The organism is Desulfovibrio sp. (assembly GCF_034006445.1).
In the GTDB taxonomy this organism is placed as follows: Bacteria; Desulfobacterota; Desulfovibrionia; order Desulfovibrionales; family Desulfovibrionaceae; genus Desulfovibrio.
The window spans coordinates 472,961-489,970 of the sequence record NZ_JAVESS010000001.1; the positions used below are offsets into that span (position 1 = coordinate 472,961).

Annotated in this window: 15 protein-coding genes; 8 read left to right on the forward strand and 7 right to left on the reverse strand. The window is 54.7% G+C overall.

The features are described from left to right. Positions 1 to 290 precede the first annotated feature (290 nt). From RBR41_RS01915 to RBR41_RS01930, 4 genes are all read left to right on the forward strand, one after another. Positions 291 to 1,397, forward strand: a complete 1,107-nt coding sequence (locus RBR41_RS01915) for a glutamate synthase (protein WP_320350559.1) — start codon at positions 291 to 293, stop codon at positions 1,395 to 1,397. Next, the gene (locus RBR41_RS01920) at positions 1,385 to 3,016 is read left to right on the forward strand and encodes a glutamate synthase-related protein (protein ID WP_320350561.1); all 1,632 of its coding nucleotides are present in this window, start codon (positions 1,385 to 1,387) and stop codon (positions 3,014 to 3,016) included. The genes RBR41_RS01915 and RBR41_RS01920 overlap by 13 nt, the downstream gene beginning before the upstream one ends. A 22-nt stretch (positions 3,017 to 3,038) precedes the next feature. Continuing rightward, positions 3,039 to 5,333, forward strand: a complete 2,295-nt coding sequence (locus RBR41_RS01925) for an FAD-dependent oxidoreductase (protein ID WP_320350563.1) — start codon at positions 3,039 to 3,041, stop codon at positions 5,331 to 5,333. A 258-nt stretch (positions 5,334 to 5,591) separates the two neighbouring features. Further along, positions 5,592 to 6,101 carry a nitroreductase family protein gene (locus RBR41_RS01930; protein ID WP_320350565.1) on the forward strand — a complete coding sequence of 170 codons (510 nt, stop codon included), beginning with the start codon at positions 5,592 to 5,594 and terminating at the stop codon, positions 6,099 to 6,101. Between the two features lie 313 nt (positions 6,102 to 6,414). Here the strand turns inward: RBR41_RS01930 and RBR41_RS01935 are convergent, their stop codons facing one another. The 3 genes from RBR41_RS01935 to RBR41_RS01945 all read right to left on the reverse strand — a co-directional run bounded on the left by RBR41_RS01935 (position 6,415) and on the right by RBR41_RS01945 (position 8,387). Beyond that, positions 6,415 to 7,083: a DNA-3-methyladenine glycosylase gene (locus tag RBR41_RS01935; RefSeq protein ID WP_320350567.1), complete on the reverse strand. Its 669-nt coding sequence runs from the start codon at positions 7,081 to 7,083 to the stop codon at positions 6,415 to 6,417. Further along, positions 7,061 to 7,570 (reverse strand): methylated-DNA--[protein]-cysteine S-methyltransferase, encoded by a 510-nt coding sequence (locus tag RBR41_RS01940; protein WP_320350569.1) that lies wholly within the window; start codon positions 7,568 to 7,570, stop codon positions 7,061 to 7,063. Before RBR41_RS01940 ends, RBR41_RS01935 begins: the two co-directional genes overlap by 23 nt. 250 nt (positions 7,571 to 7,820) lie before the next feature. After that, positions 7,821 to 8,387, reverse strand: a complete 567-nt coding sequence (locus tag RBR41_RS01945; RefSeq protein ID WP_320350571.1) for a bifunctional transcriptional activator/DNA repair enzyme AdaA — start codon at positions 8,385 to 8,387, stop codon at positions 7,821 to 7,823. A 292-nt stretch (positions 8,388 to 8,679) separates the two neighbouring features. On the opposite strand from RBR41_RS01945, the gene RBR41_RS01950 reads away from it, so the two are divergent. The 4 genes from RBR41_RS01950 (at position 8,680) to RBR41_RS01965 (ending at position 12,133) form a co-directional block, all read left to right on the forward strand. Beyond that, entirely contained in the window at positions 8,680 to 9,141 is a 462-nt protein-coding gene (locus RBR41_RS01950) for a pyridoxamine 5'-phosphate oxidase family protein (protein ID WP_320350573.1), read from the forward strand. 411 nt (positions 9,142 to 9,552) lie between these two features. Further along, the gene (locus RBR41_RS01955) at positions 9,553 to 9,873 is read left to right on the forward strand and encodes a cupin (RefSeq protein ID WP_320350574.1); all 321 of its coding nucleotides are present in this window, start codon (positions 9,553 to 9,555) and stop codon (positions 9,871 to 9,873) included. Between the two features lie 218 nt (positions 9,874 to 10,091). Beyond that, positions 10,092 to 11,564 carry a DUF438 domain-containing protein gene (locus RBR41_RS01960; RefSeq protein WP_320350575.1) on the forward strand — a complete coding sequence of 491 codons (1,473 nt, stop codon included), beginning with the start codon at positions 10,092 to 10,094 and terminating at the stop codon, positions 11,562 to 11,564. 287 nt (positions 11,565 to 11,851) lie between these two features. Next, positions 11,852 to 12,133 (forward strand): hypothetical protein, encoded by a 282-nt coding sequence (locus RBR41_RS01965; RefSeq protein WP_320350577.1) that lies wholly within the window; start codon positions 11,852 to 11,854, stop codon positions 12,131 to 12,133. Between the two features lie 254 nt (positions 12,134 to 12,387). Here the strand turns inward: RBR41_RS01965 and RBR41_RS01970 are convergent, their stop codons facing one another. Genes RBR41_RS01970 through RBR41_RS01985 form a run of 4 tightly spaced genes read right to left on the reverse strand, consistent with a single transcriptional unit; the run spans position 12,388 to position 16,936 of the window. Beyond that, positions 12,388 to 13,242 (reverse strand): lysophospholipid acyltransferase family protein, encoded by an 855-nt coding sequence (locus tag RBR41_RS01970; RefSeq protein ID WP_320350579.1) that lies wholly within the window; start codon positions 13,240 to 13,242, stop codon positions 12,388 to 12,390. Between the two features lie 3 nt (positions 13,243 to 13,245). After that, positions 13,246 to 14,469 (reverse strand): replication-associated recombination protein A, encoded by a 1,224-nt coding sequence (locus RBR41_RS01975; RefSeq protein WP_320350581.1) that lies wholly within the window; start codon positions 14,467 to 14,469, stop codon positions 13,246 to 13,248. Beyond that, positions 14,466 to 15,221: a 16S rRNA (uracil(1498)-N(3))-methyltransferase gene (locus tag RBR41_RS01980; RefSeq protein WP_320350583.1), complete on the reverse strand. Its 756-nt coding sequence runs from the start codon at positions 15,219 to 15,221 to the stop codon at positions 14,466 to 14,468. Before RBR41_RS01980 ends, RBR41_RS01975 begins: the two co-directional genes overlap by 4 nt. Next, positions 15,218 to 16,936: a hypothetical protein gene (locus tag RBR41_RS01985; RefSeq protein ID WP_320350584.1), complete on the reverse strand. Its 1,719-nt coding sequence runs from the start codon at positions 16,934 to 16,936 to the stop codon at positions 15,218 to 15,220. Before RBR41_RS01985 ends, RBR41_RS01980 begins: the two co-directional genes overlap by 4 nt. Between the last annotated feature and the right edge of the window lie 74 nt (positions 16,937 to 17,010).

Consider the following 17,010-nt stretch of genomic DNA (forward strand, 5'->3'; position numbering starts at 1 on the left):
TAAAATTACCCGCCGTAAGTTCTTGCTTATCATTGCCGTTTGTAGCAAGGTCATTTTCCCCCCTGTGACAGTGACCGAAATTGCCCGCCAGCGCGGTTTCGGCAATCCACCGGATTGCCCGGCCTCCCCAAGGCTGTAGAAACCGAATTTCGATCACCGCTCATTGGTTGCGCGTTTGCGCCCAATCGAGCTTTCAATTGGCGCCTCCCCCATTGCGGGTACATCAGTGTTGCGGTTGCCGCGTATTGCGGACCGGTCTTTCCGTGACGCTTTTTACCGAGGTTACAGATATGTGTAGAATAGGCTCTATCAAGAGCAAGACGCCAGTGTCCCCCTCAGTGGCGCTCAACCTTATGTTGCCACAACAGGAAGGACACGATAACTCCGGCTTCGCCATGGTCATGCAGGACCTTGAGGGCGTGTTCAGCCACTATAAGGATAAGCCTTTGCTTTCTTTGGCCTGTACTCCTCAGGGCGTGCAGCTTGCCAACGATTTCATGGAAGAAAAAGGCTTTGTGCAGGTGGCGCAGTGGGTGCCGGAAGTGGACAAAAAGCCCGGCCTGAAGATTGAAGCCATGCCGCGCTACGTTTTTCGCAACTACGACTATCCCGAGATCTACCGCTACCGTAGTCAGGCTGAACGCGAAGACCTCCTGCTGGACACGCGCCTTGAGTTGCGCGCCTTGCTTGAAAAAGACGGCAACGGCTTTGTGTATTCCTTCTGGCCCGACGTGCTGACGCTGAAAGAAATCGGCGACCCGGCGGACATCGCCACCTACTTTCGTCTCTGGAACGATGATGGTCGTCTCACCGCACGAAACATCGTCACGCAGTGCAGGCAAAACACCAACTACGACATTGTGCGCTATGCGGCCCACCCCTTCTTTCTTCAGGGGTACACCCTCTGCGCCAACGGCGAAAACACCTTTTTCACCAAGAACAAAGAGTTTCAGAAAGCCCTGCATAGAGGCTACATAGGCTTTGAATCCGACTCGCAGAACTTTCTTTACACTTTGCACTACGTGCTGCACGAGCTTGAATGGCCCATCCGGTACTACAAGCATGTCATCACGCCCCTGCCTTTTGTGGAAGCCGAACAGCGCGCCGACAGCAAGGTGCTGGGGCTTATCCGCGAATCTCTTGCCCATCTTGAGATCAACGGGCCCAACACCATTATCGCCCTGCTGCCCGACGGCAGAATGATGACCTGCTGCGACTCCAAAAAACTGCGCCCTGTGGTGGTCGGCCGCGACAAGGATATGGTGGCGATTGCTTCAGAGGTGTGTGGCCTCAATGCCATTATGCCCAACAGGAATGTGGCGGAAGACATCTATCCGCACGAAAGGGAAATGGTGGTCATTGACAACGATTTGGCGGTGCAAAGATGGAATCAGTAAGAACTCAGGATGTCAGCGTTAACGATCTGCGCTGGAAGATAGACTACCGTCCGGAAATGTGCACCATGTGCGGTTCCTGCGTGGCCGCCTGTACATTCAATGCCATTGAAGTGACCATGATGCGCCGCAGTGTGACGCTTTCGCGCAAGGCCTTTCCCGATCCTTCGCAAGAGCATATGGCCCGGCCCGTCATTTCGCAAAAGCCCAGCATCGAGCATGCCTGCGTTGGTTGCGGCATGTGCGAAAAAATATGCCCCAACAGCGCCATTCGCCCTGTGCGCAATGTGGACCAGCGCTTTCCCTTGCTGGCGCGCAGCCACGGGCCCATCAAGCGCGGCGGTCGCAGCAATCTTGCCATGCCCCGCACGCTTGATTCCATTGTTGTGGGCCGCATAAGCCAGATGACAGACCCTGCCCTGGACTCGGAACGGCATACCTTTGACATCCGTTCCCCCCTGGGCCGCGTCATGCTGGCGCAGGAACTGCCCTTGCGCGTCGAGGGCTCAAGTCTTGTGCTTACCGACCGCACCCCTACGGTAAACTGGGTGTACCCGGCCATATTCAGTGATATGAGCATCGGCGCGCTGTCCACCAGAGCCTGGGAAGCCATTGCCGTTGCCACGGCGTATCTCAACGAAAAATGCGACATGCCCGTACGGATGTGTTCTGGTGAAGGCGGCATGCCGAGCAAGTTGCTGGAGTCTGAACAGCTCAAGTACATGATCCTGCAAATCGCCTCAGGCCACTTCGGCTGGAACCGGATCATCAGGGCCATGCCCCGCATGAAGACAGACCCGGCTGGCGTGCTCATCAAGATAGGGCAGGGAGCCAAACCGGGCGACGGCGGCCTGCTGCCCGCGGCCAAGGTCGCGCCGCACATTCAGGCCATTCGTGGCGTACCCAGGGCCACCCTGCATTCGCCGCCGAACCATCAGGGCCTGTATTCCATTGAAGAGTCGGTGCAGAAAATGCACCTTTCGCTCAATGCGGCTTTTGGTTTCCGTGTGCCTGTAGCCATCAAGTGCGCTGCCTCGGCCACGTCTGTTTCCGTTTACAACAACCTGCTGCGCGATCCTTACAAGATTTGCGGCGGTTTTTTCATCGACGGCATTCAGGGCGGCACGGGCGCTGCCAACGAGGTTTCGCTGGAGCATACAGGCCATCCTATTGTCTCCAAACTGCGTGACTGTTACCAGGCAGCCGTGGCCCAGGGGCTGCAAGGGCAGATTCCCTTGTGGGCGGGCGGCGGCATTGGCCTTTCGGGCAACGCTGCGGCCGACGCTTTCAAGATGATCTGTCTCGGAGCCAATGGCGTTATTATCGGCAAGATACTCATTCAGCTGCTCGGCTGCGTTGGCAACGAGCAGGGGCGTTGCAACGCCTGCAATACTGGCAAGTGTCCCACGGGCATCTGCACCCAGGATCCGCGTCTGGTCAAACGCCTTGACGTGGACAGGGGCGCGCAAAACATTGTGGATTACATGCTGGCCTTTGACTCCGAGCTGCGCAAGCTGCTGGCCCCGGTGGGCAACAGCTCTATGCCGGTCGGACGTTCTGATGCGCTGGTAGCCACAGACAGATCCGTGGCCGACAAACTGGGCATTCAGTATGCCTGCTAGCACTTTGCACGAGGATGACAGTATGTTGCGCGTAACTACACTGCAAAATCACGAGAGGATGTCCACCCAGGATCTTCTGTTGGCCATTGAGGCCGCAGTGGAAAAGGGCGAGACGAATTTTTATATTGAGGCATCGGGGCAGCACGATATCGGCGGCCCCCTGTGGAACAAGGACGGCAAAAAGCTCACGTTTACCGTGAACAATCCCGGTCAGCGGGTTGGCTCCATGTGTCTGCCAGACACTGAAGTTCTGGTTGAAGGTTCGGCTCCCGCCGATGTGGGCTGGCTCAATGCCGGCGGCCGCATTACTGTGCGCGGAGACGCCGGCGACACGGCGGCGCACTGTGCCGCTGCGGGCCTTGTGTATATTGGCGGGCGCGCGGGCACGCGCTCCGGCTCGCTCATGAAACATGACCCCGTATATTCGGCCCCCGAATTGTGGGTTCTCAAGAGCGTGGGCAGCTTTTCCTTCGAGTTTATGGGCGGCGGCAAAGCTGTGGTCTGCGGCTATGAAAGCCAGACCATGCCCTCCGTTCTGGGCGAGCGTCCGTGCGTGGGCATGGTGGGCGGCGTTGTGTATTTTCGCGGCCCGGTGGGGCAGTTGCCTCACGAAGTCAGCGTCAGCGCCATTGATGACGCTGACATCGCCTGGCTTGAAGCCGGACTGGACGACTTTCTGACCGCCATCGACAAGCCCCGGTTGCGCAAGGAACTCTCTGTCTGGAAGCATTGGAAAAAAATCACCCCTCTGCCTTTTGAAGAGCGCGATCATGAAGGAATGCCCAGCATGGGGCAGTTCCGGGCAAAAGAATGGATCACTGACGGTATCTTCAGCGATGTGGCGTCGGACGATTTCGCGGTCAATGGGCTCGTGGCGCGTGGCGACTATCGCCAGCGCGTGCCCCTCTGGGAAAACGCGCGTTACGCCGCTCCCTGCGAATTCAACTGCCCGGCCTCCATTCCCAGTCAGGTGCGTTTTAACCTGCTGCGCGAGGGCAGGGTGGACGAAGCCTATCGTCTGGTGCTGGATTACACGCCCTTTCCGGGTTCTGTCTGCGGCAGCGTGTGCCCCAACCCCTGCATGCAGAGTTGCACACGCTCACAGTTGGACAGCCCGGTGCAGATTGGCGCGCTTGGCTCCTGCTCGGCAGATATTAAAGTGCCCAAGGAAAAAAAGCGTACCGGCAAGCATGTTGGCGTTATCGGCGGCGGTGTGGGTGGCCTTACAGCGGCATGGCAACTGGCCCGTATGGGGCATGACGTCACTGTGTACGAAGCTGACGCTGTCATGGGCGGGAAGCTTGAGCAGGTCATACCGCGTGCCCGCCTGAACCATGATCTGCTGCAAAAAGAACTCAAGCGCATTGAAGACCTTGGCGTGCGCTTTGTAAACAATTGCACTGTAGACGCCAAAAAATTTGCGGAGCTTCGTAAAAAGCACTCAGCCCTTGTTGTGGCAACGGGTGGGCATGTTCCCCGCATCTTCCCCTGGCCCGGGCATGAAAAAATCGTGGCTGGCATAGACTTTCTCAAGGCCGTCAACAAGGGCAAGGCCCCCAGGGTGCCGGAAAACGTCATTGTTATCGGCTGCGGCAATGCGGGTATGGACGCGGCGGCAGGAGCCTACGCCTCCGGAGCCAAGCTGGTTACCTGTGTCGACGTGCAGAAACCTGCCGCTTTTGCTCATGAAATTGAGCAGATTGAAGCTTTGGGCGGCAAGCTTGTGTGGCCGGTTCAAACCAAGGAAATCACGGACAAGGGCCTTATCACGCAGGAGGGCAGGCTTATCCCTGGTGAAATGGTCATTATCACCGTGGGCGAGTCGCCTGACCTTTCCTACCTGCCCGAGGGACTTGAAAAATTCCGTGAATGGCTTGTGCCCAAGCCAGACCTGAGCGTTATGGATGGCGTCTTCGCTGTTGGCGACGTTATCAAGCCTGGTCTTCTGGTGCATGCCATTGGCACAGGACGTGAGGCGGCCCTTTCCGCTGACGCCTGGATTCGCGGCGAAAGCTATACGCCGGCAGAAAAGCGCCTTGTTCCGTCAACCCGGCTGCACACTGCCTACTTTGCCAAATGCCATGACAAGGACCTGCCCAGCCCGCAGGACGAACACAACCGCTGCATCAGTTGCGGTTCGTGCAGGGACTGCAAGATGTGCCTCAAATCCTGCCCGGAGAAAGCCATTGACCGCAAGCAGGATGAAAACGGTTTTGAATACGTGTCCGATCCAGCCCGCTGCATAGGCTGCGGCATCTGCGAAGGCATTTGCCCCTGCGGCATATGGACCATGTATCCCAACTGGGACATGAGCTAGGCGTAGATACTCTGTCAGGGACGCGTAACGCATTTCCGCAGAAGCGGAGCAGTGCAACAGTCACAGACAGTGTTGATCGGCAAGACTATGTATAATAACCGCGCGCCGTGGATACCTGTCCTCGGCGCGCGGCAGTTTTACATACTTTTTCTTTCATCCAAAACTGTGTATACTAGACCAGACAACTTATGAAAGGTATCACCTTTCAAAGGTTAAATACTCTGATACACACGTCAGTTTATTGCAGGAGAGATCAATATGGACGTTTTAGAAGCCATTTTTACCCGTCGCAGCATCCGTGAATTTACCAATGAAGACGTCAGTGAAGCTGATCTGGAAACCCTTTTGCGTGCAGCCATGGCGGCCCCCAGCGCACATAACCGCCAACCCTGGCATTTTGTGGTTGTGCGTGACAAGGCTTTGCTCGCAAAAATCGCCGAACTGCACCCCTATGCCAAGATGGCAGCCCATGCGCCTTTGGCCATAGTAGTATGCGCCAACCCCGCTGAAGCCAAAGAAGCAGGTTTTTGGCAGCAGGACTGCACAGCCGCATTGGAAAACATGCTCCTGGCGGCGCGTGGAAAAAATCTGGGCACGGTATGGTGCGGCATGCACCCCATTGAAGACAGAGTGGAACCCATCCGTCACTTGCTCAAAATCCCGGCGGACATCAATGTGCTGGCTCTGGTAGTTGTGGGACACCCCGCGCAGTCTTTCAGCAAAGTCGATCGCTACAAGGCGGAAAAAATTCACCATAATGGCTGGTAGGCACGGCGTCCCGCTGTACGCAAAGTTCTGACCAGAAAGCTGGCCGGGTTAAGGAAACGCGCAGTTATTCCGTTTGGCGGACTTGCTTCACTTTTTTTGAAACAGTCGAGGACGGAAGAGTCCACCCCTGCTTGAAAAAAGATCGCGCCTTGCCAAACGAAACAACTGCGTGTTTCCAAAAGGTTCTTTAATCAGTGCTTCCCTAAGAATGTATTTCTGGCCCGGCCTGCTTTCTGGTATGGCGCATCATTACATTCGCGGCATCAAGCCTGGTTGTTCGCACTGAACGACCGGCGCAGCGTGTGACAAAGCATTATTTGGATTTTAGCCCCCTGTTTTTTGCTGGCGCGCAGTCTTTCAGGCTTGCGCAGGCTCCGCCCGCAATGGCCCAAAGGTACAGGCTGGCAACAGAGGCATGGGGCGAATAGCGCTTTTTATACTTGGCAAAAAGTTTGGGGGTAATCTTGCGATGCCTGTACAGCATGCGCAGGCCGCGCTGTATGGCCAGATCGTCCCAACTGAGGATATCCGGGCGCTGCATTGAAAAAATCATCAGCATTTCTGCCGTCCAAAGGCCAATGCCTTTCAGTTGCACAAGGCTTGCGCTTATTTCTACATCCGTCATGGCTGGCAGAAGCGTCAGATCAAGCCCGCCGTCACTGACGGCATCGGCAATGCTCTTGATGTACAGGGCTTTGCGCATGGAAATGCCGCAGGTCTGTATATCTTCCGCGCGCAGATTTTCAAAGTTTTCCGGGGTGATGGGGGCAAAGCGCTCCTGCATCCTGTTCCAGATGGTCACATGGGCCTTTGTGGATATCTGCTGGCCGACAATGGAGTTTATAAGCGCTTTGAATAAATCGGGCTGCACCTCGCGGTGAACATGCCCTATTTCATCCATGGCGGCAGACAGGGCAGGATCGCGCGAGCTGAGCCATTGCTTTTCTTTTTCGCCATATTCAAAATAATTTGTGTTGCTCATGCGCTTTTTCAGTTCTGGCTGGCTGCCAGATTTTTTCATGTTCCAGCAGATACTGCTTAATGGCAAGGCCCCCCGCGTAACCCGTCAGGCTTCCGTCCTGTCCGATGACACGATGGCAGGGCACAATAATGGCAACAGGATTGCGATTGTTGGCCATCCCCACCGCACGGCTTGCGCCTGGGTTACCCACCATTATCGCAATGTCTTTGTAGCTGCGGGTTTCACCAGCAGGAATGGTCATCAGGGCCCGCCACACGGCGGCCTGAAATTCTGTGCCGCCCAGGTGCAATGGGAGGTCGAATTCTTTGCGCTTACCTTCAAAATATTCGCCAAGCTGCCCGGCCGCCTTTTTGATCATGGGCGTTTCTGACTGTTCAAAGCCTTCAGGTGGGGCCTCGGTGCTGAAAAACACCCCGCATATGCCCCCAGCATCGGCGGCTATGCCGATTCTACCAATGGGGAAGGTGTAAAACGCCATGTTTTTCATCAAGCATCTCCATTTCTGTGCAGAACACTATGCGCAGATCCGCGTCAAAATACGTAGCTCAATGCCTGCGTCATGCGCCTTTATGGTACAGCGCCCATCATGACTGGGTCGTTGCATCTTCGTGTGGCCGCCTTTGGCTCAGCAATCAAGACGTTTCAAGGCAAAAATGATCGAACGGGTTTTGCCGTGCGAGCCCTCTTCACAGCAGAGTAGAACGGTGGAATCTGGCTGCCATGTCTCCATTATGGATTCACGCCACCTGCGATTTTGATTGCACGCGAAATGTATGGGGCGTCGTGCCTGCCTGTTTTTTAAAAAACGCATAAAATGCCGACAAGCTGTCAAAACCAATGGCAGCAGCAATATCAATAATGGGCATGTCTGTTGCGGCCAGCAGGTTTTTGGCTTGCTGCTCGCGCCTGCTGCCCAGATAGCGCGTGGGGGTCATGCCATACTGTTGCCTGAACACGGCAGCCAGGTGGCTTTGCGTAACGCCCAGTTTTTTCAGTTCAGCCAACAGCAGTGCGCGTTTGTCGTAGTGATCGTCCATATGCTTTTTGGCCTGCGCGGCAAGGCCAGCAACAGGCGCTTGCCCGCAAAGTTCTGGCCGGCATCGCTTGCAGGGGCGAAATCCTGTGCGTTTGGCCTCTTCTTCTGTCATGAAATACACAACATTTTTTCGCAGAGGAGTTTTTGACCTGCACGAGGGGCGGCAGTATACGCCCACAGTTTTTACGCCATAGAAGAATTTTCCGTCATATGCGGAATCACAGTCAACCACTGCCTGCCACATGGTGTCGTCCGAAAACTCGGTCATGGGGAGCCTCGTTCCGTTTTGCTGTCTGCTATAGCACAGTGGAGGTTCAGGGTCTTACTCATTTTCAAGATGCAATTCATACTGACCATGCCAGGTGCAGGCCCATGCGGTTTTAAGCGCACCCAGAGCGGAGGAATGTCGCGGATCACGGGCAGGGACTGCGCGCCAGCACGCCAGCGCAGCACAAAAGCGTTAGGCGGAAAAACCTGAAAATGTCACTATTCATTATACATAAAAGAATGTTATTGCTAGGTTCACATCAACATATACGAGGTGCATCATGCAGGCAAGAATGAAAAAATATCCTTTGTCAGAGGAAAAAATACACGCGTTGCTTACCGCCGAACCGGTGGCCAGATTGGCCAGCACTGGATCGGACGGCTTTCCCTATATTACGCCGGTTCATTTTGTGTATATGGACGAAAAGATATTTATCCACGGTTTGGCTGCGGGCGAAAAACTAGCCAACATCAAAAGAGACTCGCGCGTGGGCTTTGAGGTGGAGCGAATGATCGGGCTTGTTCACCATGCGCAAGAAGCGTGTGACACAAATACCGCCTATGAAAGCGTCATTATCAGGGGGCACGCGGCCATGATTGCAGATGCTGCCGCAAAGCGCGCCGTATTGGACGCTTTTGTGCGTAAATACACACCGCAGCATACTGGCGGTTCCTACCCTGATGCTATGGTAAAAATGACTGGCATCATTGAACTTTCAATCCAATCCTGTACTGGAAAATATTATCCTGTGTAAGCGCGTGAAACTTCTGTCCGACAAATATTACTAAAATAGTGGGTAACTGGCTGTATTTCATGAACTGGCTTCAGTTTTGTCATAACATGGCCATGACTTATGGTAATTTGACAAGACGGCTTTGCGGTTTATCGTATGAATAGGGGAAAGGCAAAATTAATGGTTTATTGTGAGCATGCTCACAGAAAACCTGGCGGGCCACCTCTACGATAGACTCACTGGTGTTGCATACCGTTGGGAATGCTTATTCCAAACGCTCACAGCATTCTCTTTACAGCGCCCAATGGCGCAGGCACGTGGCGTATACGCCTTCACGACGAGCGCCAGCGTATGCAGCCGCCAGTGCTGTTTCATAGTGAACCAGCACACTGCAAATCCGCTAAAGCAGCCATGACCGGCAAAGGAATTGTCATGAAAATACTGCAGCTTGATTCCACCAGAGAATTTTCGCCCAATGTCATGAAGCGTTTCTTTCTTGTGGAGGATTCTCCCAATTTCAAGATTATCAACTTCAACCTTGATGCTGGCGTCATTTTTCCCGTGCATTCGCACGATCTGGACGGTGAGCTGTCCATACAGATTCTTGAAGGCGAGGGCTTTTTTCTGGGAGCCGACGGCGTGAAGCTGCCCGCAAAAACCGGAGACATTCTCGTTTCTGAAATTCGTGAACCGCACGGGGTTGAGGCCACAACACGCATGCGCTTGCTTGTGACCATTACTCCGCCCATCTAGGGCGATTTAAAGTCAATGGCCTTTGAAGCGACACAAAGCCAAAGGTTACAACACGCCTCTTACGGCGGGCATCAGTGCGGTTAAACTGCGCTTACGCCTCCATGGCGTGGCCTGTACATAGTGCAGCGGCCAGGGCAGCTACAGTACAAGTGCTCTGGCACGCTGCCGCTTCAAACGCTAATACTTTTAAAATGCTACATAAATAAGTCGAGGTAGCCATGTTGCTGACCAAGGATGCGAGTATCTATACCCTCACCAAGGAATATCCTTTTCTCATAGACGCTCTGGCAAACCACAACAAGAGCTTTGAAAAACTCAAAAATCCTCTTTTGCGGCAGACAGTGGGCAGGGTTGCCTCTGTAGAAAAAGCGGCTGGCATGGGTGATGAGAGTGTTCTTTCGCTGCTGTTGTTCATCGCTGGCGAAATCATGACCACTACCGGCGAATCCGTTGAAATCGCTCCTCCCGACGCCAGGGGCGTGCAGGGGGCCGATACGAAGGCTTCGCAGGAGCAACGCCTCGCCGCGCTCAAGGAAATAATCAAGGATCTTCATGACGGCGTGGAATTCAGCCAGTTACAGGATAAATTCAATAAAACTGTGGGGGATATCACACCGCAGGAAATTGCCGCCCTGGAGCAGACCCTTGTGAACGAGGGCTTGCCCGAGACGGAAATAAAAAGGATGTGTCATCTGCATGCGGCCCTGTTCCAGAACGCGCTGGAAGGGCAGCAGATGCCGCAGGTTCCGCCGGGGCACCCTGTGCACACCTATTTGAAGGAAAATGCTCAGGCAAAAAAACTTATTGCCGAAATCCGGGAAGCCCTGGGCCCATCCAATACGCCAACCGACGCCCAATGGCCTTTTGTGCTTAAGCGCCTCAGTTCTCTTGTACAGGAACTTGCCGGCATCCAGACCCACTACGTTCGCAAGGAAAATCAGCTCTTCCCCCTGCTCGAAAAGCATGACCTGAGCGCTCCTGGCAAGGTCATGTGGGAAGTGCACGATGACATCCGCGGCAAGTTCCGTCGGGCGCAGGAACTTCTGGCTGACGACAACAGGGTGGAAGGATCTGCGGCTGTGCAGGACCTCATTGATGAAGTTGCAGAAATGATTCGCAAAGAAGAAAATATTCTCTTTCCCATGTGCCTTCAGTTGCTTACCGAGGAAGACTGGAACCGCTGCCGCCTGGGTGACGATGAAATCGGCTACTCTTTCGGCGTAACGCCCGAAGGGGAATGGAGCGCGTCTGCTGTCAGTCTTGCCGGAGGCGCGAGCCAGTCAGGACTTGTCGATCTTTCGACAGGGCAGCTGCCGCGAGAGGTTGTGGACGCCATTCTTTGCAATTTGCCCGTGGATGTGAGCTTTGTGGACCCGGATGACAGGGTGGCCTACTATTCTGACAGCGCGCACCGTATTTTCCCCAGAAGCGCCGCTGTTATCGGCCGCGAGGTGAAAAACTGCCACCCCCCAAAATCAGTGCACATGGTCACTGAAATTCTCGAAGCCTTTAAGAGGGGAGAGCGTGACAAGGCAGAGTTCTGGCTGGAACTTGGCGGCAAGTTCATCCATATTGAGTATCTTGCGCTCAGAAACAAGCAGGGAGCCTATCTGGGCTGCCTTGAAGTGGGGCAAGACGCCACGCACCTGCGCTCCCTGACTGGTCAGAGGCGACTGCTTGAATGGGAATGACGCCAGGCCGTGACATGTATCGTCTGTATGGGCAGGAGGGCAACTTCCTGCCTTTTTAATGCATTTATCGCCATGAAGCTCTCTGCATGTCAGGACGTGAATGACCGCTTCCCCAAAACATGCTCCGCCCAAAACAAGCTCCGCCCAAAACAAGCTCTGCCCAAAACAAGCTCCGCTCCCAGGGGTGAAAAGACTAGCGTAAACCCACGTTCTGTGCCATATTCTGGCCGGTTTGAAAAACAGGAACATGATGTGTAAAACGTCCGTTTGCTTGCGGAAGGGAATATATGGAAAAACAGCTGCGAAAGGTCAAAGACAGGTGTTTCCTGTGCGCCTTGGTCGTTTTTTTTCTGGAGTGTTGGATTATTATAAAACTGCATGGCTATCTGAGCGGCCTTGGCTTTGAAAACCGCTCTACACAGATGCTGCTTATAGATTCCATGCTGTATTTTCTCCTCTTTTTTGCAGTGGTAAGCGTGAAACCCGTTTCCGGCTACTTTTTCTCACGGTATTCAAAAAAGCTGCAAAAAAAGACGGAAGCAACAGAATCTGCCGCTCACAGCGGCTAGCGCCTCCCAGGCAAAAATGGCTCAAGCTGCTCGCCTGCAAAGCCACGCCTGAAGAGTGAACCCTGCTCATCGGCGCTGCAGCGTGGAGGCAGGCAACCACAGCCATGCTGCACGACGCGCAAAAACACCGTGCCCAGGAATTGTGGTCTGAAAATTTGATTGTTCGCTAAAAGAACGGCCCCGCAGGAACTTTTTCCAGCGGGGCCGTTTTATTTGGTCGGTGCATGGGGCGGGGATGCTACGCCTGCAAAGGTTCAGGCCTGTACCGCACGTTGTGGCGGCTGGGAATCATTGGCTCCGTCCTTTTGTATCCATTCCTCAAGGTGGCTGGCAATGTGCTGGCAAACGGCCGCGTGTTCTTCCTTGCCCTGCCCCTGCACATGCATCGGTTTCGCGAAGCAATACCGCACGGGCATGCCAGGGCGTATTGGGCCCAGTTCCTTGATTTTGCGCCCCTGCCCCCAGGCGTCCGTCTTCAGCGCGAGGGGAACCACGGGCACCCCCGCCTTACGCGCCAGCTTGACGCCAATGGAATTGAAGTGGCTCTGATCAAAATTCAGCGACCGCGTACTCTGCGGAAAAACAATAATGGATATTCCTTTTTTCAGGCGCTCAAGACCGCCTTCAAGCACTGCCGTCAAATCTTCGCGCGGATTGGTGCGCCCGACAACAATGGGGTCACGTGAACACATGACAGGGCCAAAGAAGGGCATGGTCGTCAAACTTTTTTTGACCACAAAGGTCACGGGACGCCTTGGGCGTATCATGCCGGGCAGCATGAAGGTTTCAAGCGTGCTCATGTGGTTGGCCACAAAAAGGCAGGGCCCGTCCACTTCATTGATGGCGTCCATGCCCTGCACTTCAATGGGGCAGCCAATGTTTTCCATCAGGTCGGCGACCCATACACTGGCATGCACCCAGGCGCTGTCGTCGCACTGTCCCTTGGCGGCCTTGGAGCACAGCCAGCGCACCGGGCCGCCAAAAAGGCGACTGTAAAAGCTGAGTGATGGAAAAAGCCGCGAAAAAAAGCCCGCGTGCGCTGGCTGGCTTGCATAGTCATTGCCAGTAAGAAATTTTTGCGCAAAAACGCCTTCAACAAAAGGATGCATACCTTAGTCTTCCGTTTTTTTGATTTTGTGAATCTTGCGCCACCACTGTGAGAGCCGAGGTTCTTCACCATTATCGCGGGGCTGATAGAAACGGCGTCCTTCAAGGCCCTGAGGCAGGTAGGACTGTTCGACCCAGGAATCCGGGTAGTTGTGGGGATACTTGTATTCCTTGCCGTAGCCCCATTCCTTTTGCAGTTGGGTAGAGGGATTGCGCAGGTGGAGCGGCACCGGGCGCGGGCCATTGAGCTTGATTTCACGCTGGGCATTGAGGTAGGCCGCGTATGAGGCATTGCTCTTGCGGGCCATGGCCAGGTACGTCACGGTTTCGGCCAGGGGAATAAATCCCTCGGGCATGCCCACAAATTCCACAGCCTGCTGGCACGAAACCGCCAGCGACAGGGCAGTGGGATCAGCCAAGCCCACATCCTCCGAAGCCGACAAGATAAGCCGACGGCAGATAAAACGCGGGTCTTCGCCGCCCTCAAGCAGACAGGCCAGATAATACAGGGCCGCATCAACATCGCTGCCCCGAATGGATTTGATAAGCGCCGAGGCAAGCTCGTAGTGGTTGTCGCCGTCCTTGTCATGCCGCACGAGCACTTCGGGCAGCGCGGACTTAATATGCTCAAGTTCTTGCAGATCAGCGGGCAGGGCGGCCACATACTCCACAAGGTTCAGCAAGGTGCGGGCATCACCGTGCGACGCGCCAGACAGCAAATCCGCCAGTTCTTCAGACATGTCCATCTGAAGGTCGGCAGCGCCGCGCTTGGCCAGTTCCATAAGTTCAGGGCGGCCCAGGGGCCGCAACCGCAGCACATGAAGCCGTGAAAGCAACTGGCGCGTGACGCTGAAAGAGGGATTTTCGGTAGTCGTGGCCAGCAGGGTAAGCTCGCCCGATTCTACCAGAGGCAAAAAAAAGTCCTGTTGTGCCTTGGAAAAACGGTGCAACTCGTCAAGAACAAGAATGTCCACGCCAGAAAGCGAACGGCGCAGATGCTGCAAACCGGCCTCCGGCGCGCTGAGACGCAAAAATTTTTTGCCTGTGGATTTTGCCAGCAGCAGGGCCAACGTGGATTTCCCACAGCCTGGAGGGCCAAAAAAAAGCAGGCTTGGCAGGCGCGGAGCCTGCATGAGAGAACGCAGGCGTCCGCCAAGATGCGTCTGGCCCAGAAAGAGCGCCAGATCATCCGGGCGCATGCGCTCCGGCAGGGGTTTGTTGACGGTCATGACAGTTCCGCCTCGTGCGGTAGAGCCTTTGGCAACTGTGAAGCCCACCAATGTATGCCAAGGCAGAGGGTTGCCGCCGTTTCGCAGCGCAGCACCCGCGTGCCCAGGCTCACAGCGCAAAAACCAGACTTTGCAAGCATGGTAAGCTCACGTTGTGAAAAACCGCCCTCAGGGCCAATGACATAGACTGTCAAACCGCGCTGCCCCGCCATGGTTGGGGAAAGCATGGGCACGGCGTCCTGCGCTTCCCAGGGCAGAATGCGGTAGTCGGCTTTGGCCGCCTGGCTGACCAGATCGTCCACCCCGCCGCCAAGCACGCGAACCTCCGGCAACCAGGGATTGCCGCACTGTTTGGCGCCAGCCACAAGCTGCCCCTGGCAGGCTTCCTCTGCTGCTGCGGAAAGCTTGCCCTGGCTGTGATCGCCTTGCCACAGCCATATGCCTGATGCGCCGAGCTCCACGGCCTTTTCCATAAAAAATCCGCGTCGTACGGCCTTGCTGTAGGCAAGGGCAACCACGGCGCGCGCTTCAGGCTGCGGCAAAAAATCTTCGCTACGACACTCAAGGTCAACAGTTTTTTTTCCGGCCTTCAGCACAACAAAGCGGCCCAGACGACCCCGGCCATCGAGAAGTCCAACTTCACTGCCAGGGGCAATGCGCAAAACCTGACTCAGATGACGGGCCTCCTGGCCATCAAGACAAACCTCATGCCCCCAACGTTCCGGAGGCAGATAAAAAAACGCCAAACTCATGTTAAGATGCTTTCCTTGCCCATCCTTGCCTTGCGCACAGCCTTGAAGCCGTCCTGCAAGGAAACGAGGCGTCCGTAATTTTTGCGTATTTCAATTCCGGCAGGGGTCAAACTGTCTTCCGGCGGCTCAATGTACTGACGTTGAAGGTAGCGATCACGCAATATTTTTTCAACACAGTCAATAATGCCGTCCACCAATGCGGGAAAGAAGTTGACTACCTCAAATTTCAGTTCATTGAGCAGCCCCAGCGCTTCGCTGAACATCTGCCTGTAGGTGATATGTACGCCCTTGCAGCTGCGTGTGCACAGGTCTTCCAGAATCCGCACCCGGCGGGCCTGCTGAATATAGCTGAACCGTGTGCAGACTTCCTGATACAGATCGCGCAGGTCTTCAAAAACTTCGTCATTGTCCGGCGAGTAGAGGTAATTAGATAACACTTTGCTGACATTGGAAAAAAACTCGTCGCTATAACTGATCATGCGCCGCTGGTGCTTGGTCAGCCAGCTGTACAGAAACTTGAGCCTCTTTTCGTGGGTGTCGGTATTTTCAACAACCTCAGTGCGCTTGAAAACAATACGCCCCGTGAATTCGCCGCGCACAATGTCGTTGAGGCGCAGGAACATGTTGGACGTATCCTTGATAAGATTGAGCCCGGTGAGGCGCTCGCCGGTAAGCGGGTGCAGCACTTCCTGAGCCACAACCGAAAGCGCGCGATCCTGACGGACGTTGCTCGAATCAAATGTATGCTGGCGGTATTTGACGCGCAAAATGACGACCCGACGGGGTTTATCAAGAAAAAAACCATCGCGGTCTATGATTTCAAGGGCTTCTTCATGGTCGGCATCCACGGCGACCAGGGCTATCTTTTCCAGCTGGGGGTAGCGCTGGTTCCCGCCAGTGGACACATAGGTCGTGAGGGTACGGTCAGTCTGCCCAAGAACCCGCAGAAGAAAATGCTCACCCATTTTATGCAGCTTGCGCGCAAAAAGCGCACTGGACGTGCGCCGCTCGGACACAATGGGAAAGCCGTAAAGCTCCATAAGATACTGGTACACGAACATGCGGTTGAGCTCATAAATATCGCTGTCGCCATAGACAAACTTGCCTATGCGTATGCCAAACCGCTTGAGTTCGCTGTCAATATCAGAGGGAAATGAGGCAAACACGCCAGCCAGATGAAACTGGTTGTCAGCGCCCCAGGCCAGCACTTGCGCCCTGTCCATGTTGAGCAGGTAGGGCATGAGTGCGGGGTAGCTTTCCAGCAGCACAGTATCTGTAGAGCGGAACTGCTGACGAAAGACATCCTGGTGCATGCGCGGAAGACGTGAAGCGAGGGTTTGCAGGTTTTGCCCCATCACCTGATTTTCCAGCGGGCATGAGGCTCCCTCGCCCTCGGTGACGACCGGGTGCAACCTGTCAAATTGAAAAATTTCAGAAAAATAATCCAGTTGGCGGGCAAAAGCCACCAGGGAAAAGCCAGGCAGATCCCTGTATTCGAACATGTCATTGTCAAATGAAGGCAGAAGCTCGCGGCCTTCCACAACCGGATAGTTCTTGTTTTCCTGATAGGGTTTTACCAGGCAGAAACGCACATGTACGGCATCAAGAAAATTCTTGAGCGACTCAAGGTCGCTGATGGCAACAGGGGCGGACAAGCACGTTGCATCCCGCCAAGGTTGACCATTTTTGCTAAAGACCTCTTGCCACTTGATCATTCCTGCACCCTACAGACCAATCTTTCTCAATTATGTATACTTATTTTTAAAATAATTCCAGTGTCCATAGCTGA